The 18,596-nt window shown below is 65.8% G+C and carries 17 protein-coding genes; 3 read left to right on the top strand and 14 right to left on the bottom strand.

Annotated elements, in window-relative coordinates; translation table 11 throughout:
* Positions 1 to 389, bottom strand: a 389-nt coding sequence (locus tag OJI97_RS00510; RefSeq protein WP_297659767.1) for a biotin/lipoyl-containing protein, incomplete at its 3' end; no start/stop codon positions are given.
* 162 nt (positions 390 to 551) lie between these two features.
* Here OJI97_RS00510 and OJI97_RS00505 point away from each other — a divergent pair.
* On the top strand, positions 552 to 1,007 hold the full coding sequence (locus OJI97_RS00505; RefSeq protein ID WP_297659764.1) for a universal stress protein: 456 nt from the start codon (positions 552 to 554) through the stop codon (positions 1,005 to 1,007).
* Between the two features lie 100 nt (positions 1,008 to 1,107).
* Here the strand turns inward: OJI97_RS00505 and OJI97_RS00500 are convergent, their stop codons facing one another.
* The 5 genes from OJI97_RS00500 to OJI97_RS00480 form a co-directional block, all read right to left on the bottom strand.
* A complete protein-coding gene (locus OJI97_RS00500) occupies positions 1,108 to 3,510 on the bottom strand; it encodes an RNB domain-containing ribonuclease (RefSeq protein WP_297659762.1) in 2,403 nt (800 codons plus the stop codon).
* A gap of 172 nt (positions 3,511 to 3,682) precedes the next feature.
* Positions 3,683 to 5,209 carry a proline--tRNA ligase gene (proS, locus tag OJI97_RS00495; protein ID WP_297659760.1) on the bottom strand — a complete coding sequence of 509 codons (1,527 nt, stop codon included), beginning with the start codon at positions 5,207 to 5,209 and terminating at the stop codon, positions 3,683 to 3,685.
* A gap of 41 nt (positions 5,210 to 5,250) precedes the next feature.
* A complete protein-coding gene (phaR, locus tag OJI97_RS00490) occupies positions 5,251 to 5,790 on the bottom strand; it encodes a polyhydroxyalkanoate synthesis repressor PhaR (RefSeq protein ID WP_297659758.1) in 540 nt (179 codons plus the stop codon).
* 120 nt (positions 5,791 to 5,910) lie between these two features.
* Positions 5,911 to 6,954, bottom strand: coding sequence for an alanine racemase (alr, locus tag OJI97_RS00485; RefSeq protein WP_297659757.1), 1,044 nt, complete (start codon positions 6,952 to 6,954; stop codon positions 5,911 to 5,913).
* 40 nt (positions 6,955 to 6,994) lie between these two features.
* Positions 6,995 to 8,623, bottom strand: coding sequence for an MFS transporter (locus tag OJI97_RS00480; RefSeq protein WP_297659755.1), 1,629 nt, complete (start codon positions 8,621 to 8,623; stop codon positions 6,995 to 6,997).
* Between the two features lie 195 nt (positions 8,624 to 8,818).
* Between OJI97_RS00480 and OJI97_RS00475 the strand changes: the two genes are divergently transcribed.
* On the top strand, positions 8,819 to 9,583 hold the full coding sequence (locus OJI97_RS00475) for a cyclase family protein (protein ID WP_297659753.1): 765 nt from the start codon (positions 8,819 to 8,821) through the stop codon (positions 9,581 to 9,583).
* 222 nt (positions 9,584 to 9,805) lie between these two features.
* Complete coding sequence (locus OJI97_RS00470) at positions 9,806 to 11,185, top strand: peptide MFS transporter (protein WP_297659749.1); 1,380 nt, start codon at positions 9,806 to 9,808, stop codon at positions 11,183 to 11,185.
* Here OJI97_RS00470 and OJI97_RS00465 read toward each other — a convergent pair.
* From OJI97_RS00465 to OJI97_RS00430, 8 genes are all read right to left on the bottom strand, one after another.
* On the bottom strand, positions 11,182 to 11,553 hold the full coding sequence (locus OJI97_RS00465) for a tRNA-binding protein (protein WP_297659746.1): 372 nt from the start codon (positions 11,551 to 11,553) through the stop codon (positions 11,182 to 11,184). The genes OJI97_RS00470 and OJI97_RS00465 overlap by 4 nt on opposite strands.
* A gap of 106 nt (positions 11,554 to 11,659) precedes the next feature.
* On the bottom strand, positions 11,660 to 13,681 hold the full coding sequence (locus OJI97_RS00460) for an acetyl/propionyl/methylcrotonyl-CoA carboxylase subunit alpha (RefSeq protein ID WP_297659743.1): 2,022 nt from the start codon (positions 13,679 to 13,681) through the stop codon (positions 11,660 to 11,662).
* Positions 13,681 to 13,902, bottom strand: a complete 222-nt coding sequence (locus OJI97_RS00455) for a hypothetical protein (protein ID WP_297659739.1) — start codon at positions 13,900 to 13,902, stop codon at positions 13,681 to 13,683. Before OJI97_RS00455 ends, OJI97_RS00460 begins: the two co-directional genes overlap by 1 nt.
* Positions 13,899 to 14,915 carry a biotin synthase BioB gene (bioB, locus tag OJI97_RS00450; RefSeq protein ID WP_297659736.1) on the bottom strand — a complete coding sequence of 339 codons (1,017 nt, stop codon included), beginning with the start codon at positions 14,913 to 14,915 and terminating at the stop codon, positions 13,899 to 13,901. Before bioB ends, OJI97_RS00455 begins: the two co-directional genes overlap by 4 nt.
* Positions 14,916 to 14,929: 14 nt before the next feature.
* A complete protein-coding gene (locus OJI97_RS00445) occupies positions 14,930 to 15,373 on the bottom strand; it encodes a hypothetical protein (RefSeq protein ID WP_297659734.1) in 444 nt (147 codons plus the stop codon).
* Positions 15,370 to 16,650, bottom strand: a complete 1,281-nt coding sequence (locus OJI97_RS00440; protein WP_297659732.1) for an O-acetylhomoserine aminocarboxypropyltransferase — start codon at positions 16,648 to 16,650, stop codon at positions 15,370 to 15,372. The genes OJI97_RS00445 and OJI97_RS00440 overlap by 4 nt, the downstream gene beginning before the upstream one ends.
* Positions 16,647 to 17,012 (bottom strand): hypothetical protein, encoded by a 366-nt coding sequence (locus OJI97_RS00435; protein ID WP_297659729.1) that lies wholly within the window; start codon positions 17,010 to 17,012, stop codon positions 16,647 to 16,649. The genes OJI97_RS00440 and OJI97_RS00435 overlap by 4 nt, the downstream gene beginning before the upstream one ends.
* Positions 17,009 to 18,596, bottom strand: a 1,588-nt coding sequence (locus OJI97_RS00430) for a methylmalonyl-CoA mutase family protein (RefSeq protein ID WP_297659726.1), incomplete at its 5' end; no start/stop codon positions are given. The genes OJI97_RS00435 and OJI97_RS00430, both read right to left, overlap by 4 nt.

Genomic DNA, 18,596 nt, shown 5'->3' with positions numbered 1-18,596 from the left:
CCCGCGAAGGCGGGGGCCGCTGGCGTTGGGGCAGCTTCGCTTGCGGCCCCCGCCTTCGCGGGGGCGACGTCTTTCTTTTCGGGAGCCGCGGCAGGAGCCGGAGCCGCAGCAGGCGCCGGCGCGGCCTTGGCGGCGCTCGCATCCTCACCCTCGCCCGCGATCACCGCGATCACGGTGCCGACCTTCACATTCTCGCTGCCCTCGGGAACCAAAATCTGACTGATCACGCCGTCGTCGATCGCCTCATATTCCATCGTCGCCTTGTCGGTCTCGATCTCGGCGAGCAGGTCGCCAGACTGGACCGCATCGCCTTCCTTCACCAGCCACTTCGCGAGCGTCCCTTCCTCCATCGTCGGCGAAAGGGCGGGCATTTTGAGTTCGATCGGCATCGTCGGTTTCGTCCCTCGAAGAGTCTCGCAGGCGGGGCCTGCCGCTACGGATTGTTCCTCGCCATAAGCGCTGGGCCGGTCAAGGTCCAGCGCGGCAACCTTGCCTTTCATACGAATGTGACGCACTCTCGCCTCGCAAAATGCATAGCGGGGGTCGGGGCGATGCGGACATATCTGGTGGTGATCGATGACAGCCCGGAGGCAAGCCTCGCGCTGCGCTTCGCGGCGCGGCGCGCGGCGCGGACCGGGGGCGGCATCGTCGTGCTCGCGATCCTTCCAAAGCAGGATTTCGTCGCCTTCGGCGGCGTTCAGGCGACGATCGAGGCCGAAGCGCGCGAACATGCCGAGCAGTTGATCGGGGCGGCCGCCGACGCGGTGATGCAGGAAGCCAACATCGTCGCGCAGACGCTGGTCAAATCGGGCAAGCCGACCGAAGCCGTGTGCGACGTGATCCGCGAGAATGAGGAGATATCGGCGCTGGTGCTGGCAACGGCGGCCAGCGGCGCGCCGGGGCCGCTGGTGTCCTATTTCACCGGACAGGATGCGGGAACCCTCCCCTGCCCGGTGATGCTGGTGCCCGGCGGCATCGACATCGCCCGGCTCGATGCGTTGAGCTGATCCAACGATCTTGGAAACTCGTCATTGCGAGCGAAGCGAAGCAATCCAGAGTGTGAGCAAACCGCTCTGGATTGCTTCGCTTCGCTCGCAATGACGATGGTCAGCGCCGCCGCCCCTGATGGCGAATATTGGCAGGCCGCCCGCGCTTGCCGACGACATGCTTGCCCTTCCCGTCGCGGCGCGGCGGGCGTTTGGCGGGCGGGCCACGCTCGGCGTCGGGAAGCTCGAAACGGAGCGCACCGCTGATCGGATTCGCCTCCATCAATCGAAGGTCGAGCCGCTGCCCGACCGAATAGCTGACGCGGCCATGCTCGCTGTCGAGCGTCCGCGCCGCCTCGTCATAGAAAAAGCGCTCGCTCCCCAGCGTCGATACCGGCACCAGCCCATCGCCGCCGAGACCGTCGACGGTCGCGAAGAAGCCGAACGGCTGCACCCCGGTGATCCGCGCCGCGACGATCTCGCCCGTCTTCGTCGCCAGATACGCCGCGACATAGCGGTCGATCGTCTCACGCTCGGCCTCCATCGCGCGGCGTTCGAGCGCGCTGATCGCCTCGCCGATGTGCGACAGCCCCTTGCGGTCGGCTTCCCCCAGCCCGGTGCGCTCGGGCAGCCCCTTGGGCTTGCCCGGCACTTCGAGGCGATGGCTGTCGACGAGCGCGCGATGGACGATCAGGTCGGCATAACGGCGGATCGGCGAGGTGAAATGCGCGTAGGAGCCGAGCGCGAGCCCGAAATGGCCCGCGTTGGCGGGGCCGTAGTAAGCCTGCGTCTGGCTGCGCAGGATCGCCTGCATGATTTCGGGCAGGCGGTCGTCCTCCGAAAAGCCGTCGATCAGCCGGTTGAACACCGCAGGGGTGATCACCTGCCCCAGCGCGAAGCTCTGGTCGAAGGTTTCGAGATAATCTTTCAGGCTGACGAGCTTCTCGCGGCTCGGCGGCTCGTGGATGCGGTACATGACGGGCGATTTCTTCGCCTCGAGCGCCTTCGCCGCGGCGACGTTTGCGGCGATCATATAATCCTCGATCAGCCGGTGCGCGTCGAGCCGCTCGCGGACGCGAATCTCGGCGATGCCGCCCTGCTCGTCGAGGATCACCTGCCGTTCGGGCAGATCGAGGTCGAGCGGCGCGCGGGCGTCGCGTGCCTTGGCGAGCAAGGTCCAGCAGGCCCAGAGATTTTGGAGCGCAGGCAAAATATCCTCCCCGAAACGGGGAGGGGGACCATCCGCAGGATGGTGGAGGGGCACGGGCGGTTTGCCCGGCGTATCGGCGGAGCGCCCGCCAGCACCGGCCCCTCCACCGCCTTCGGCGGTCTCCCTCCCCGTTCCGGGGAGGATCGCATCCATCGCCGCCTGCGCATCTTCATAGGCAATGTTCGCGCGCAGCCGCACCAGCGCGCGCGTGAAGCGCCATGACGTCACCTTGCCATGCTTGTCGACGGTGAGGTGGCACGCCATCGCGGCGCGATCCTGTCCCGCCTTCAGCGAGCAGACGCCCGACGACAGCGTCTCGGGGAGCATCGGCACGACCTGATCGGGGAAATAGACGCTGTTGCCGCGCCGCCGCGCCTCGCGGTCGAGCGCGCCGTCGGCGCGGACATAAAAACTGACGTCGGCGATCGCGACGATCGCGCGGTATCCGCCCTTGTTCTTTTCATCGGCGTCGGGGATGGCCCAGACGGCATCGTCATGATCGCGTGCGTCTACCGGGTCGATCGCGACAATCGGCAGGTCGCGCAGATCCTCGCGCCCGTCGGGGGTCAACGGCAGCGTCGCCGCGCGATCGGCCTCGGCGAGCACCTCCTCGCCGAAAACGTGCGGAATCTCGTGCCGCGCGATCGCGATCATGCTGAGCGAACGCGGCGCGAAGGGGTCGCCGATGCGGTCAACCACGCGCGCCTTGGTCGCCGGGCCGCGGCCCGAGAGTTCGGCGCGGACGAGATCGCCGATGCTCGCATCGCCCATGTCGGCGACCGCGAAATCGAAGCGCGCGCGCTTGTCGGCGGGGCGCAGCCACGTCATCGGCTTGCCGCCGGGGCCGGTGTCGGCGACGAGCACGCCGATGATCGTCTCGCCGCCCGCCTGCAACTTTTTCATCGGGTGGGCGACATGGCCGCTGCCGCGCTCCTCGGTGCGCGCGAGGATGCGGTCGCCGATGCCGAGCGCGCTGCGCCGCCCCTTTTCCATGACGCGCAGCCGCGGCGCGGGGCCGCTGCCCTCCCAGCGATCGGGAACCGCCCACACCGCATCGCCCTCGACCGCCGCGACACGCAACACGGTCACGCGCGGCAGCCCGCCATGCTTATGAAATGCCCGCCCCGGCGCCATGTCGACGAGCCCCTCGTCGGTCATGTCCTTGAGCAGCGCCTTCAGCGCGATCTTGTCGGCGCCGTGCAGACCGAAATGCTTGGCGATTTCCCGCTTCCCGATCGCGCCGGGGCTGTCGTGAATGAAGCGGAGAATCTGCTCGCGTGAGGGGAGCCCGGGGTGCGGCTTGGGCTTTTTCATCGCGGGTCGTCCGAATGGTTCGCGCGGAGACGCGGAGACGCGGAGAAGATCGCCCGGGCCGGCAGGCCCCTTTCTCGATCAAGCGATGCGCCTTGACGCGGCGCCAATACGGGAAAGCCGCTTCGCGGCAAGCACGATCTCTCCGCGTCTCCGCGCCTCCGCGTGAAATAAATCAATAGGTTCGTCCTATCAGTACGCGCTCGACCGCGGGCTCGCCGGTGAAGAAGCAAGCGCCATCGGCCGGTGCGGCGTCGAGGGGCGTGTTGCGCATCGTCAGCTTGAGCGTCTTGAGCGTCTCGACGATCCCTTCGAGCACGGTGCCGGTCGGACGCGCCCATTGCACCTCGATCCAGCCCACGAACTTGTCGTCGCCGCCGAAATGCGCCGCGAGGTCGGTGACGTCGCGGCGGATGTTCGAATGCAGCCGCTCCTTCGCCTCGGCATGAAGGCTCGCCTGAATTTCCTCCAGCATCGCCACCGCGCCCGCGACGAAATCGCCTTTCGCGACGAAGGCCGTGTTCAGCTTGCCGTTCTCCTGATAGAGCCGGTCGCGGCGGATCACCGCGACATTGCCGCCGGCGACATCGCGCGGGCCGATCTCGAGGATGATCGGTGCGCCCTTCTTGACCCAGCCCCAGCGCTTGGTCTGCGCCTTGTTCGCGGTCGCGTCGAGCAGCACGCGCACCGGCTCACGAAAGGCGTCGAGCGCCTTCAGCTCGCTTTCGAGTGCGCGGCAGTAGTCGAGGATCGCGGCATCCTCCTCATTGTCGCGCAGCATCGGCACGATGACGATCTGGTGCGGCGCGATGCGCGGCGGGCAGCGCAAACCATCGTCGTCGCCATGCGTCATGATGACGCCGCCGATCATCCGCGTCGAGGTGCCCCAGCTTGTCGTGTGGCAAAGGCTGTGGCCGCCCTCCTTGTCCTGATAGCGGATGCCCGCCGCCTCGGCGAAGCCGGTGCCGAGATAGTGCGAGGTGCCGGCCTGCAGCGCCTTGCCGTCCTGCATCATCGCCTCGATCGAATAGGTCGCCACGGCACCGGGGAAGCGCTCATTCTCAGGCTTCTCGCCCGCGATCACCGGCATCGCGAGGACGTCTTCGGCAAAGGCGCGATACATTTCGAGCGCGCGCAGCGTCTCCGCCATCGCATCATCCTTGTCGGCATGCGCGGTATGGCCTTCCTGCCACAGAAATTCGCTGGTGCGCAGGAACATCCGCGTGCGCATTTCCCAGCGGACGACATTGGCCCACTGATTGACCTTCAGCGGCAGGTCGCGCCAGCTCTGCACCCAGCGGCTCATCGCCGAACCGATCACCGTTTCCGACGTCGGGCGGACGATCAGCGGCTCCTCCAGCTTCGCCTCGGGATCGGGCACCAGCTTGCCCTTCCCGTCCGCGATCAGGCGGTGGTGGGTGACGACCGCCATTTCCTTCGCGAAACCATCGACATGGTCGGCTTCCTTCTCAAAGAAGCTCAAGGGGATGAAGAGCGGGAAATAGGCGTTCTGGACGCCGGCATCCTTGATCGCGGCGTCCATCACCGTCTGGATGCGTTCCCAGATGCCATAGCCCCACGGCTTGATCACCATGCAGCCGCGCACTCCCGACTCCTCGGCGAGATCGGCTTCGGCAATGACATCCTGATACCAGGCCGCGAAGTCGGCCTGACGGGTTACGCTGAGCGCATGTTTGATCATCTGTCCTGTTTTCTGTGCTGAGAGCCCCAAAGAGCCCCGGATTATTTCTGTTTGGCGAGCGCGGCCTTGAGCTCGGCGATTTCGGCCTTGAGCGCGGCGATTTCAGCGTCCTTGCCCTTGCCGGCGGCAGCACCTGGCATGAAGGCGCCCGCCGCCTGGCTGAACATCTCGAAATTGCGGCGCGTCAGTTCGGCGAGCGGGTTCGATCCGATCGCGCCTTCGAGGGCCGCGCGGACGTCCTGCTGATTCTTGCGGAACGCGGTCATCGACGCTTCGAGATATTGCGGCACCATCGACTGCATCTTGTCGCCGTACATGCCGATCAGGTGCCGCAGGAAATTGACCGGCAGCAACGTCTCACCGCGCGTTTCGGTGTCCATGATGATCTGCGTCAGCACATTGTGCGTGATATCCTCGCCGCTCTTCGCATCGACGACGCGAAAATCGCGCCCGTCGCGGACCATCGTGCCCAGATCATCGAGCGTGATGTAGCAGCTGCGTTCGGTGTCATAGAGGCGCCGGTTGGCATATTTCTTGATGGTGACGACATCGCCGTCCGCGGCCGTCTTCGACTTTGCCATGCTGCCCTCTGCTCCTGTCGATCGCATCCGATCGCCACCGGGTGGTTCCCGGCCAGCGGACCTTAACACCAAAGATTGATGCGCCGCAACATGCGAGACCCGCAAGTTCGGGTGGCGTTCTCAGATCCAATATCGCTCGAACCGCTTCCCCAGTCCCGTAAGCAATTCATATTGCGACAGGCCGCTGCGTGCCGCGGTCGAGGGCAGGTCGTAATCGAGCGCCAGCCAGTCGCCTTCGGCCAGGCCATCGGCCGCGCTCGCGTCGAAGGCGACCAGGTCCATCGACACGCGGCCGACCAGCGGCAGATCGCGCGCGCGCCAAGCCGCGCCGCCCCGTCCCGCATGGCAGCGCAGATAGCCGTCGGCATAGCCCATGTTGGCGATCGCGACGCGGCCATCGGCCGGCGCGATCCAGGTTGCGCCATAGCCAACCGGTTCGCCCGCGCGGACGCTACGCACCTGCAGCACGCGCGCTTCGGGGAAGGCGACCTGGCGGATATGCCCCGTCGCCTCGCGGCGCGGCGTGCCGCCGTAAAGCGCCAGTCCGGGGCGCGTCAGGTCGAAGCCATAGTCGGGGCCGAGGCAGATGCCCGCGCTGTTCGCGAGGCTGGTGCGCCGCGCCGGGACGGCCCGACGCACGGCACGAAAGGCCGCGAGTTGCTGCGCATTCTGCTCGCTGTCCTCGTCGGCCGAGGCGAGATGACTGAGCAATGTGTCGATCGCCAGCCCGTCCAGCGCGCCACCGACCGCTTCCTCGACCCGCAGGCCGAGGCGGTTCATGCCGGTGTCGACCATGACGTCGCACGCGCGCCCCTCACCCGCCGCGCGCCAACGCTGGACCTGTTCGACGCTGTTCAGGACCGGACGCGCGGGCAGCGTCCGGGCGGCGACCATGTCAGCCTCGCCCACGCCGTGAAAGACCGACAGCGACACATCGCCGGCGAGCGGCATCAGCGCGGCGGCTTCGGCCCAGGTGGCGACGAAGAAATCGCGGCACCCGGCGGCGGCGAGGTGGCGCATCACCTCGGCCGCGCCCAACCCGTAACCGTCGGCCTTGATCGCCGCGCCGCACGCGCCGGGGCTTCGCGCCGCCAGCCATTGCCAGTTCTGGACGAGCGCGGCGGAATCGAGGCGAAGGCGGAGCGGAGAGGCGATGTCGATCATGCGCCCGGCCTATACGCCTTTGCCGGCAGCGCCAATGGGGTCAGCCAGCGGCCGGCTTGTCCCACTGGCCCTCGACCGGCTCCTCCAGCATGAAAGCGGTGAGCAGGAAAGCGACTAGCACGACGCCCCACGTATACCAGAGGCCGGCATAGGCATTGCCCGTCTTGGCGATGATGAAGCTCGCGATCAGCGGCAGGAAGCCGCCGAAATAGCCGCAGCCGAGATGATAGGGAATCGACAGCGACGAATAGCGGACATGCGGCGGGAACATTTCGGAGAGGAGCGCGGCGACGGGGCCGTAGGTGAAGCCCGACAAGGCGCTCAATCCGAGCAGCGCGATGAGGATGACGGCGATGCCGAGCGCGCCGGGAACCTGCGGCTCGAAGCTGTAGCCCATCGCCTCGAGCGCGGGCTTGAGCAGCGCCGGATCGTCGCTCGCGACCTGTTTGCCGCCGATATGGATTACGACGCTGTCGAAGCCGCTGCCGCTCGCCGCGACCTTGTAAGGCACCCCCAGCTTCGTCAGCTCGCCGAGCGTCTTGCCGCACGCGGTCGCCTGCTCCTTCGCGAAGGGATCGAAGCTGCACTGCGACCCGGTGACGACGACCGGCGCGCGTGCTGCTGCCGCTTCGAGCGCGGGATTGGCGACGCTGCCCATCCACCAGAATAGCGGGAAGAGCAGCACGAGCGTGACGCCATAGCCCCAGACGATCGGCTTCTTGCGCCCGATCCGGTCCGACAGGCGCCCCGCCAGCAGGAAAAAGCCCATGCCGAGCGCCGCCGCCACGCCGACGATGATCTCCGCGGCGGTCTCCTCGACCTTCATCGGGCCCTTGAGGAAGGAAAGGCCGGAGAACATCGCGGTGTACCAGATCACCGTCAGCCCCGCGGCGATGCCGATCATGGCGACGAGAATGCGCTTCGGATTGCCGGGATAGGTAAAGCTCTCCTTGAGCGGATTCTTCGCGAGTTCGCCTTCGGCCTTCATTGCGCGGAACACCGGGCTTTCGGACAATTTGAGCCGCATCCACAGCGAAACGGCGAGCAGCACCAGCGACAGGAGGAAGGGCACGCGCCAGCCCCAGCTTTCCCAGGTCGCATCGGACATCGCGGCCTTGCAGCCGAGCACGATGATCAGGCTCAGCACGAAACCGCCGACGACGCTCGCCTGGATGAAGCTGGTGTAGAAACCGCGCTTTTCGGGCGGCGAATGCTCGGCGACGTAAATCGCGGCGCCGCCATATTCGCCGCCGAGCGCGAGTCCCTGAAGGATGCGTAGCGCGATGACGATGATCGGCGCCGCGATGCCGATCGCCGCCGCCGAGGGGATCATGCCGACGCCCGCGGTCGCGATCCCCATCAGCGTGACGGTGATCAGAAAAGTATATTTGCGCCCCAGCCGATCGCCGAGGAAACCGAACAGCACCGCGCCCAAGGGCCGAAAGCCGAACCCGACCGCGAACCCCGCCCAGACGAGCAGCACCTCCAGCGTCGCATTGTCGCTGGGAAAAAACGCCTTGCCGATGATCGCCGCGAGCGTGCCGTAGATGAAGAAATCATACCATTCGAAGATCGTCCCCGCCGACGAAGCGGCGATGACCAGGCGAATATCCTGCGCGGTCGGCTGATAGCCCGCGCCGTGATCGGCGACGGCGGCTGCGTCGGTCATACACTCTCCCCTGCCCCGGTTCGGGCATCTCCTCTTGCCGTTCGCATCGAGCGAAGTCGAGATGCCCCGGGGACATATGCAACCGACGGGTGTCTCGACTTCGCTCGACACGAACGGATTTAGGCCGGTGTAGCTTTCCAGCGTCATCGCGCAAGCCTTCTTGGCGCGGCGGCATAACGGTGGCAGACTGGGGCCATGCAGTTCATCGACCTTTCGATCCCGATCACCAACGACGTCGTGTCCGACCCGCCAGTGATGCGTCCGCAGATCACCTACATGACCCACGAAAACACGTGGGAGCAGATCGCGATGTTCTTTCCCGGGCTGACCAAGGACGACCTTCCCGACGGCGAGGGCTGGGCGGTCGAGAGCCTGACGCTCAGCACCCACAACGGCACCCACATGGACGCGCCGTGGCATTTCCATTCGACGACCGACAGCGGCGCCAGCGCGGCACCGAGCATCGACGAGGCACCGCTCGACCTTTTCTTCCGCCCCGGCGTGAAACTCGATTTCTCGGACCGCCCCGCGGGCCATGTCGTGAGCGCCGCCGAGGTCGAGGCCGAACTCGCGCGCATCGGGCACGCACTCCAGCCGCTCGACATCGTGCTCGTCCAGTCGGGGGCGGTCTACGGCACCGATAATTTCACCGATCAGGGCTGCGGCATGGGCGCCGAGGCGACGCTTTACCTGACGACACGCGGGGTGAAGGTCGTCGGCACAGACGCCTGGAGCTGGGACGCGCCGTTCAGCCACACCGCAAAGCGCTGGGCCGAGACGCGCGACCCGTCGATCATCTGGGAAGGCCACAAGGCGGGGCGGATCAAGCCCTATTACCAGATCGAGAAGCTGACCAATCTCGCGGCGCTGCCGCCGACCGGCTGGACGCTCTCCTGCTTCCCGGTGAAGATCGAACGCGCCAGCGCGGGGTGGATCAGGGCGGTGGCGCTGGTAGCATAAAATGCGCGTCACAGCATCGCTTCACCAATCTCGTCATCCCGGCGAAGGCCGGGATCTCATCCTATCGGCATGACGCACCGGCGAGATCCCGGCCTTCGCCGGGATGACAGAGTTCGCTTGAAACCCGCCAGCCCCATCCCCGTCGTTCGTCGATTGCCGCTGGCAAGTTTCATCTGAAACCTTAGGGTCGCGGCAACAAGACCGATCACCGGGGGACAATCCATGACCATCGCCGAAGCGACGCCCGATTTCGAGGCGGACCGCAGCGACCGCGCCTTTCTCGGCCATCCGAAAGGGCTCGGCTATCTCGCCTTCGTCGAGGGGTGCGAGCGCTTTTCCTATTATTCGATGCAGACATTGCTCGTCCTCTACATGGTCAAATATCTGCTGCTGCCCGAACATGCGGCCGGCGTGGTCGGGCTCGAGGCCCTGCGCGGCTGGTATGGCGGGATCGACGGCCAGCCCTTCGCGTCGAAGATTTTCGGCGACTATACCTCGCTCGTCTATCTGACCCCGATCCTCGGCGGGCTGATCGCCGACCGCTGGCTCGGGCGGCGGACGACGCTGATCCTCGGCGGCCTGTTCATGGCGGCGGGGCATTTCCTGATGGCGTTCGAAGGCGCCTTCCTCTTCGCCCTGCTCGCGCTGATCGTCGGGGTCGGGCTGTTCAAGGGCAATATCGCGAGCCAGGTCGGCGAGCTCTATGCGCCGAACGATCTCCGCCGCGCGATGGCGTTCCAGATCTTCTATATCGCGATCAACGTCAGCGTGATCGCCGCGCCGCTGATCTCGGGCACGCTCGGCGAGAAGGTCGGCTGGCACTGGGGCTTCGGCACCGCGGGCGTGGTGATGGTGCTCGGCCTGATCCTCTACATCATGGCGGGACCGTGGCTGCCCGCCGACAACCGGCCCGGGAAAAACGCCGAGGCGAAGGCGGCCGAACCGATGACGCGGCAGGACGGGCTGCGCGTCCTCGCCGTCATCGTGCTGGTGCCGGTGATGGCGGTCGCGCTGCTCACCAATCAGGAAATCTTCAACGCCTATCTGGTCTGGGCCGATCAGCATTTTCAACTCACCTTCTTCGGCACCACCCTGCCGACGAGCTGGATGATCACGATCGACGCCGCGGCCAGCTTCTCGATGCTCGCCGCGGTCGCCGCCTTCTATGTCTGGTACGGCAAGCGCCACCGCGAACCCGACGAGCTCGGCAAGATGATCATCGGCAGCGTCTTCACCATCGCCGGCGGGCTGTGTCTGGTCATGGCGGCGGCGACGCAGGGCGGCGGCAAGATCGGGCTGTTCTGGCCGGTGATGTTCCATCTGCTCAACAGCATCGGCTTTGCGCACATCCTGCCGGTCAGCCTTGCGCTCTTCACCAAGCTGGCGCCGAAGGCGCTCAACGCGACGATCGTCGGCATCTATTATCTGGCCTTCTTCGGCGCGAACAAGGTCGTCGGCGAGGTCGGCACCTGGTATTCGTCGATGCCGACGACCAGCTTCTGGCTGTTCCACGTCGCGACCGCCGCGGTCGGGCTGGTCGCGTTCATCCTGTTCAAGCTGTTCCTCGCGAAACGGCTGATGGGCGAACCCGCGACGGCCTAGAACAGCCGCGAGCCGTTCGGGACCGCGCGGTCGGGCGCGAAGAGGATCACCTCGCCCGCCTCGTCCGCGAAGCCGAGCGTCAGCACCTCGGACATGAACTTGCCGATCTGGCGCGGCGGGAAATTGACCACCGCCGCGACCTGCCGCCCCGGCAATTCCGCGAGATCATAGCGCGCGACGATCTGCGCGCTGCTTTTCCTGACGCCGATGACGGGGCCGAAGTCGATCTTCAGCTTGAACGCCGGCTTGCGCGCTTCGGGAAAGGGTTCGGCCTCGACGATCGTGCCGATGCGGATGTCGACGCGGAGGAAATCATCGAAGGCGATGGGTTCGGCTGCAGGGGCTTCGTGGTCGTGATTTACGTGCATCAAGCAAACTCCGTCATTGCGAGCGAAGCGAAGCAATCCAGAGCGGGTTTTCGCCGCTCTGGATTGCTTCGTCGCTTCGCTCCTCGCAATGACGAAAAGCGGAAGGCTATTCCATCTCCAAAATCACCGCGTCGACCGCCAGGCTGTCGCCCTGCGCCGCGTTGACCGTCTTCACCACACCCGTCTTTTCGGCGCGGAGGATATTTTCCATCTTCATCGCCTCGACCGTCGCAAGCGGCTGCCCCGCCTCGACCGCGTCGCCCTCGCCGACATGCAGCGCGACGAGCAGGCCCGGCATCGGGCAGATGAGGAACTTCGACAGATCGGGCGGAATCTTCTCGATCATGTGCGTCGCGAGCGGCGCGACGTGCCACGGCAGCACGCGCACGTCGTGAATGGCGCCGCGCGTCGTCATACGCCAGCCGGTGCGCGTCTTCGCGACCTTCACCGCCAGCTCGCTACCGTCGATCTCCGCGACCACCAGCCGGTCGCCCGGCGTATATTCGAGCGCGATGTCGATCTTCTCGCCATCGACCTTGATATGCTTGTGGCCCAGCTTGACCTTGTGGCTCTCGCCGCCGATCGTTACCTGCCATTTCGCGGGCGGGTCGAGCCGGTCGCCGAGCTGGCCGTCGGTGCGCCGCGCGCGGTCGGCCTCGGCGCTCGCCATGAAGCCCGCGATCGCCGCCAGCGCGCGCGTTACCGCGTCGTCGGCCGGGGCGCCGTGGAAGCCCTCGGGATATTCCTCGGCGATAAAGCCCGTCGTCAGCTCGCCCGAGCGGAAGCGCGGATGCTGCATGATCGCCGAGACGAAATCGATATTGTGGCCGAGCCCCTCGAGTTCGAAGCGGTCGAGCGCCGCGACCTGCAGGTCGGCGGCCTCGTCGCGCGTCTTGCCCCAGGTGATCAGTTTCGCGATCATCGGATCGTAGAAGATCGACACCTCGCCGCCGTCATAGACGCCGTCGTCGACGCGCACGCCATCGACCCCGCGGCGCCCGTTCTCGGCGCCGTCGTCGGTCCAGCCCGGCACCGGCGGCTTGTAGCGCGTCAACCGCCCGGTCGACGGCAGGAAGCCGCGATAGGGGTCCTCGGCATAGACGCGGTTCTCGATCGCCCAGCCGTCGATCTTGACGTCATCCTGCGTCAGGTCGAGCTTCTCGCCCGCCGCGACGCGGATCATCTGTTCGACCAGATCGATGCCGGTGATCGCTTCGGTCACCGGATGCTCGACCTGAAGCCGGGTGTTCATTTCGAGGAAATAGAAGCTCTCGCCCGTCGGATCGGCGCCCGAGACGATCAGCTCGACCGTCCCTGCGCTGTAATAGCCGACCGCTTTCGACAGCGCGACGCACTGCTCGCCCATCGCTTTCCGCATCGCGGGCGTGACGAAGGGCGACGGCGCTTCCTCGACCACCTTCTGGTGGCGGCGCTGGATCGAGCATTCGCGCTCGTTGAGGTAGAGGATGTTGCCGTGCTGGTCGCCGAGGATCTGGATCTCGATATGGCGCGGGTTGAGAATGAATTTCTCGATGAAGACGCGATCGTCGCCGAAGCTGTTCAGCCCCTCGCGCTTGACGCTCTCGAAGCCTTCGCGGACGTCCTTCTCGTCATAGGCGAGGCGCATCCCCTTGCCGCCGCCACCCGCCGACGCTTTCATCATCACCGGATAGCCGATCTCGTTCGAAATCTCGACCGCATGCTCGGTGTCACGGATTTCGCCGACGAAGCCGGGGACGACGTTGACCCCCGCTTCCTTGGCGAGCTTCTTCGACTCGATCTTGTCGCCCATCGCGGCGATTGCGTTCACCGGCGGGCCGATGAAGGCGATATTTTCCTTCGCCAGCGCCTCGGCGAAGCTGGTGCGCTCCGACAGGAAGCCATAACCCGGATGCACCGCCTCGGCGCCGGTCGCCTTGCAGGCTTCGATGATCTTGTCGGCGATCAGATAGGATTCGGACGCGGGCGACGGGCCGATATGCACCGCCTCGTCGGCCATCCGCACGAAGGGCGCGCGCGCATCGGCGTCCGAATAGACGGCGACGGTCGCGATGCCCATGCGACGCGCGGTCTTGATGACGCGGCAGGCGATTTCGCCGCGGTTGGCGATCAGGATTTTCTTGAACACTAGTGGCTCCAGCGCTTGCTAAGTTTTTCTGTGATAAAATGAGTGCCGAACATCATTCCGATGAGCCAAACCAGCCCGGCTAATGCAAAAGCAATCGGCGTCGCAGCCTTCGGCATTTGCACAGCAACCAATCCGACAAGATAGAAGGTCGGGAGTACCGACACGCAAAACAGGATAAGGCCAACCACCATCTTGAGCAGCAGATAGCGGCCGAAACTCACTCCGCCGCCTCCATCCGCATCGGCTCTTCGCTGACCATCGGCACGATCCCCAGCTTCGCGAGCAGCGCCGCGTCGGCGCTGTCACCGCGGTTTCCGGTGGTCAGCAGCTTGTCGCCCGTGAAGATGCTGTTCGCGCCCGCCATGAAGCAGAGCGCCTGCGTCGCTTCCGACATGCTCTCGCGGCCCGCCGACAGGCGGACCATCGATTTGGGCATGGTGATGCGCGCGACCGCGACGGTGCGGACGAATTCGATGTCGTCGACCTGTGCCAGCGGCGTATCGGCGAGCATGTCGCCGAGCACCGTACCCTTGATCGGGATCAGCGCGTTGACCGGCACGCTTTCGGGATGGCGCGGCAGCGTCGCGAGCGCGTGGACGAAGCCGACGCGATCATCGCGCGTCTCGCCCAGGCCGACGATGCCGCCCGAACAGACGTTAATCCCCGCCGCGCGCACCTCCTCCAGCGTGTCGAGCCGGTCTTGAAAGGTCCGCGTCGAGATGATGTTGCCGTAATTCTCCGGGCTCGTGTCGATGTTGTGGTTGTAATAGTCGAGCCCCGCGACCGCGAGCGTCTGCGCCTGGTCCTTCGTGAGCATCCCCAGCGTCATGCAGGTTTCCATGCCCATCTGGCGCACACCCTCGATCATCTCGACGATCGCGGGCATATCGCGGTCCTTGGGGTTGCGCCACGCCGCGCCCATGCAGAAGCGCTGCGAGCCCGCATCCTTCGCCTCGGCCGCCGCCTGCAGCACCGCGCGCACGTCCATCAGCTTGGTCGCCTTGAGTCCCGTGTCGGCGTGCGCCGATTGCGAGCAATAGCCGCAATCTTCGGCGCAGCCGCCGGTCTTGATCGACAGCAGGGTGCAAAGCTGCACCTCGCCGCGCGCATGATGGCGGCGGTGGACGCCCTGCGCCTCCCACATCAGTTCGTCGAACGGCAGGTCGAACAGCGCGGCGATCTCCTCGCGCGTCCAGTCGGTGCGCGGCGCCTCGTCATCGATGGCAAAGTTCATGATCGGTCCCTTCGTCATTTGCAGAAGCGCTGGCGCGCCGCGAGATAGAGTTGATAGGGCGGGGTTTCGCCGTAAAGCGGTTCGAACCTTTCCCCGGCCCACGCCTTGCGGTCGGCGAAGCGAACGCGCACGACGCGCCGGTCGGCCGCGTCGCCGTAGGTTCCGACGTCATAGAGAATGAGGCCGATGTCCGCCTTCGGATCGGAGCAATTGAAGCTGATCAGCCCCTTGTTCACATATTTCTCGGCCGTTTCGACATAGACGTCGCGCCAGCCGCCGTCGGACTTTTCGAGGCGGCCGAACCAGGTCGTGTAATAGACGTCGTCGAGTTGCTGCGTATAGAGTCGTTCGACCGCGACGCCCGGACGATATTCGCTCGGCTGCCCCGCGTCCTTCGCAAGTGCGGGCGATGCGGCGACGAGGATCGCCAGCGCCGCGAGGGCCGAACGCACGCTCACGCGGCCACCTCCAGCGCCTGCGCCAGATCGGCGATGATGTCGTCGATATGCTCGATCCCCACCGACACGCGCACCACGTCGGGACCGGCGCCCGTCTCGATCAGATCGGCCTCCGAAAGCTGGCTGTGCGTCGTCGAGGCGGGGTGGATGATCAGCGAGCGCGTGTCGCCGAGATTGGCGAGATGGCTGAACATTTTGACCGACGAGACGAGCTTGACCCCGGCGTCGTAGCCGCCCTTGAGCCCGAAAGTGAACACCGCACCGCCGCGGCCGCCGAGGTAGCGTTTGGCGAGCGCGTGATAGGGGTCGTCCTCCAGCCCGGCATAGGAGACCCAATCGACCTTCGGATGCGCGCGCAGCCATTTGGCGAGCGCCAGCGCATTGTCGCAATGCCGGTCCATGCGCAGCGCCAGCGTCTCCATGCCCGTCAGCGCGAGGAAGGCGTTCATCGGCGCCAGCGCGGGCCCGAGATCGCGCAGGCCGAGCGTGCGCGCGGCGAGGATGAAGGCGAGCGGCCCGAACGCCTCGGTAAATTTGAGCCCGTGATAGGAAGCATTGGGTTCGCTCAGCGTCGGATATTTGCCGCCCTTCGCCCAGTCGAAGCTGCCCGCATCGACGATCACCCCGCCGATCGCATTACCGTGGCCGTTCAGGAATTTGGTCGTCGAATGGACGACGATGTCGGCGCCATGCTCGATCGGGCGGCACAGCATCGGCGTCGCCATCGTGTTATCGACGATCAGCGGCACGCCCGCGTCATGCGCTACCTTGGCGATCGCCTCGATATCCTGCACGACGCCGCCGGGGTTGGCGAGGCTTTCGATGAACACCGCGCGCGTCTGATCGGTGATCGCGGCGGCGACATTGCTCGCGTCGTCGGCATCGACGAAATGCGTCGTCCACGCCATCTTGCGAAAGCTCTGGCCGAGTTGGTTCTGCGATCCGCCATAGAGCTTGCGCGCCGCGACGATCTCGCACCCCGGCTCCATCAGCGTGTGAAACGCGAGGAATTGCGCGGCGTGGCCCGACGCCACCGCCAGCGCCGCCTGCCCGCCCTCCAGCGCCGCGATCTTGCCTTCGAGCGCACCGTTGGTCGGGTTCATGATCCGGGTGTAGATATTCCCGAACTCTTCGAGATTGAACAGGCGCGAGGCATGTTCGACGCTGTCGAAGACATAGGACGACGTCTGATAGATCGGCGTGATCCGCGCCTTGGTCGTCGGATCGGGCGCTGTGCCGGCGTGAACGGTCAGCGTTTCGGGCTTTTGTCCGGTCATTTGGGAAGGCCTTTCAGGAAAAGATAGAGAAATGCGCCAACGCCAAGCGACAGCGCGATCGGAGCGCCCACGCGATAGAAGGTCAGCCATTTGGCTTTGACCTCTCCCGTCGCCTTCTGGCGGACGATTTCGCTGGTCCCGCTGAAGGCGAGCAGCGCGGCGATGCCGACCAGCGCAACGACGGCGATCATCGACTCCTTCGAAGCCTTGGCCTCGCCGGCAGCCGTCGAGATCGCGAGCACCCCGCCCAGCGTCAGGATCGACAGCGAGGTCAGATGCTTGAAATAATCATAGAGATAGGCCGAACTGTCGTGGAGTTCAGGCACAACCGCAACCTTCCCCTCGTCGATATCATCGCTCATGCAGCATCCTCCAGCGGAGGCATATTGTGGCCGAGCAGGCGCAGCACGTCGGCGGCGCATTCGACCACGTTGCTGCCCGGGCCATAGATGCCCTGCACGCCCGCGTCGCGGAGATAATCATAGTCCTGCGGCGGGATGACGCCGCCCGCGATCACCTTGATGTCGGTGCGGCCCGCCTCGCGCAGCTTGGCGATGAGTTCGGGGATGAGCGTCTTGTGCCCCGCCGCGAGGCTCGACGCGCCGACGACATCGACGCCCGAATCCAGCGCGAGCACCACCGTTTCCTCGGGCGTCTGGAACAACGGCCCGGACACGACGTCGAAGCCCATGTCGCCGAAGGCCGAGGCGATGACGTTGGCGCCGCGATCATGGCCGTCCTGCCCCATCTTGGCGACGAGCAGCTTCGGCTTGCGCCCCATGCGGCGCTCGACCGCCGCGACGCCGTCGATCACCGCCTGCCAGCGCGGATCGCCCGCATAAGGCGCGGCATAGACGCCCTTCACCGGGGTCGGCTGGGTGCCGTAGCGGTCGAAGCTCTCCTCCATCGCCGCCGAAATCTCGCCGAGCGTTGCGCGGGCCCGCGCGGCCTCGACCGCATGGGCAAGGAGGTTGTTCTCGATCGACTGCTCGCCCGCTGCCGCCTTGCGCAGCGCATCGAGCGCCGCCTGGCACGCCGCTTCGTCGCGGCTCGCCTTCATCTTGTTGATGCGCGCGATCTGCGCCTCGCGCACCTTCGTGTTGTCGACTTCGAGCGTTTCGAGCAGATCCTCGTTGGCGAGGCGATATTTGTTCACGCCGACGATCACATCGTCGCCGCGGTCGACGCGCGCCTGCCGCGCGGCGGCGGCGGTCTCGATCATCGCCTTGGGCCAGCCCGCGGCGACGGCCTTCGCCATGCCGCCTTCCTTCTCGACCCGCTCGATGATCTCCCACGCCTTGTCGACCAGTTCCTGCGTCAGCGCCTCGACATAGTATGAGCCGCCGAGCGGATCGACGACCTTGGTCATCCCCGTCTCTTCCTGGATGACGATCTGCGTATTGCGCGCGATGCGGGCGGAGAAATCGGTCGGCAGCGCGATCGCCTCATCGAGCGCGTTGGTGTGCAGCGACTGGGTGCCGCCGAGCATCGCCGCCATCGCCTCGATCGTCGTGCGCATGACATTGTTGTAGGGATCCTGCTCGGTGAGCGAGACCCCCGACGTCTGGCAATGGGTGCGCAGCATCTTCGACCGCTCGTCCTTGGCGCCGAGGTTGGTCATCACGCGGTGCCACAGCACGCGCGCGGCGCGCAGCTTGGCGATCTCCATGAAGAAATTCATGCCGATCGCGAAGAAGAAGGACAAGCGCCCCGCGAACTTGTCGATATCGAGGCCCGAGGCGACGCCGTAGCGCACATATTCGGCGCCGTCGGCGATGGTGAAGGCGAGCTCCTGCACCTGCGTCGCCCCGGCTTCCTGCATATGATAGCCGGAGATGGAGATGCTGTTGAACTTCGGCATCTCGCGCGACGTATAGCCGAAGATGTCCGAGATGATCCGCATCGAGGGTTCGGGCGGATAGATATAGGTGTTGCGGACCATGAAC

The sequence above is a fragment of the Sphingopyxis sp. genome, assembly GCF_025869345.1.
Taxonomy (GTDB): Bacteria; Pseudomonadota; Alphaproteobacteria; order Sphingomonadales; family Sphingomonadaceae; genus Sphingopyxis.
Note: the sequence above shows the minus strand (reverse complement) of the source record. Positions and strands in the feature narration are given on the sequence as shown.

Excerpts from the sequence above, each read along its gene's own strand:
- OJI97_RS00505 (WP_297659764.1), top strand. The coding sequence starts at position 552 with ATGCGGACATATCTGGTGGTGATCGATGACAGCCCGGAGGCAAGCCTC.
- OJI97_RS00500 (WP_297659762.1), bottom strand. The coding sequence starts at position 3,510 with ATGAAAAAGCCCAAGCCGCACCCCGGGCTCCCCTCACGCGAGCAGATT.
- proS (WP_297659760.1), bottom strand. The coding sequence starts at position 5,209 with ATGATCAAACATGCGCTCAGCGTAACCCGTCAGGCCGACTTCGCGGCC.
- phaR (WP_297659758.1), bottom strand. The coding sequence starts at position 5,790 with ATGGCAAAGTCGAAGACGGCCGCGGACGGCGATGTCGTCACCATCAAG.
- alr (WP_297659757.1), bottom strand. The coding sequence starts at position 6,954 with ATGATCGACATCGCCTCTCCGCTCCGCCTTCGCCTCGATTCCGCCGCG.
- OJI97_RS00480 (WP_297659755.1), bottom strand. The coding sequence starts at position 8,623 with ATGACCGACGCAGCCGCCGTCGCCGATCACGGCGCGGGCTATCAGCCG.
- OJI97_RS00475 (WP_297659753.1), top strand. The coding sequence starts at position 8,819 with ATGCAGTTCATCGACCTTTCGATCCCGATCACCAACGACGTCGTGTCC.
- OJI97_RS00470 (WP_297659749.1), top strand. The coding sequence starts at position 9,806 with ATGACCATCGCCGAAGCGACGCCCGATTTCGAGGCGGACCGCAGCGAC.
- OJI97_RS00465 (WP_297659746.1), bottom strand. The coding sequence starts at position 11,553 with ATGCACGTAAATCACGACCACGAAGCCCCTGCAGCCGAACCCATCGCC.
- bioB (WP_297659736.1), bottom strand. The coding sequence starts at position 14,915 with ATGAACTTTGCCATCGATGACGAGGCGCCGCGCACCGACTGGACGCGC.
- OJI97_RS00440 (WP_297659732.1), bottom strand. The coding sequence starts at position 16,650 with ATGACCGGACAAAAGCCCGAAACGCTGACCGTTCACGCCGGCACAGCG.
- OJI97_RS00435 (WP_297659729.1), bottom strand. The coding sequence starts at position 17,012 with ATGAGCGATGATATCGACGAGGGGAAGGTTGCGGTTGTGCCTGAACTC.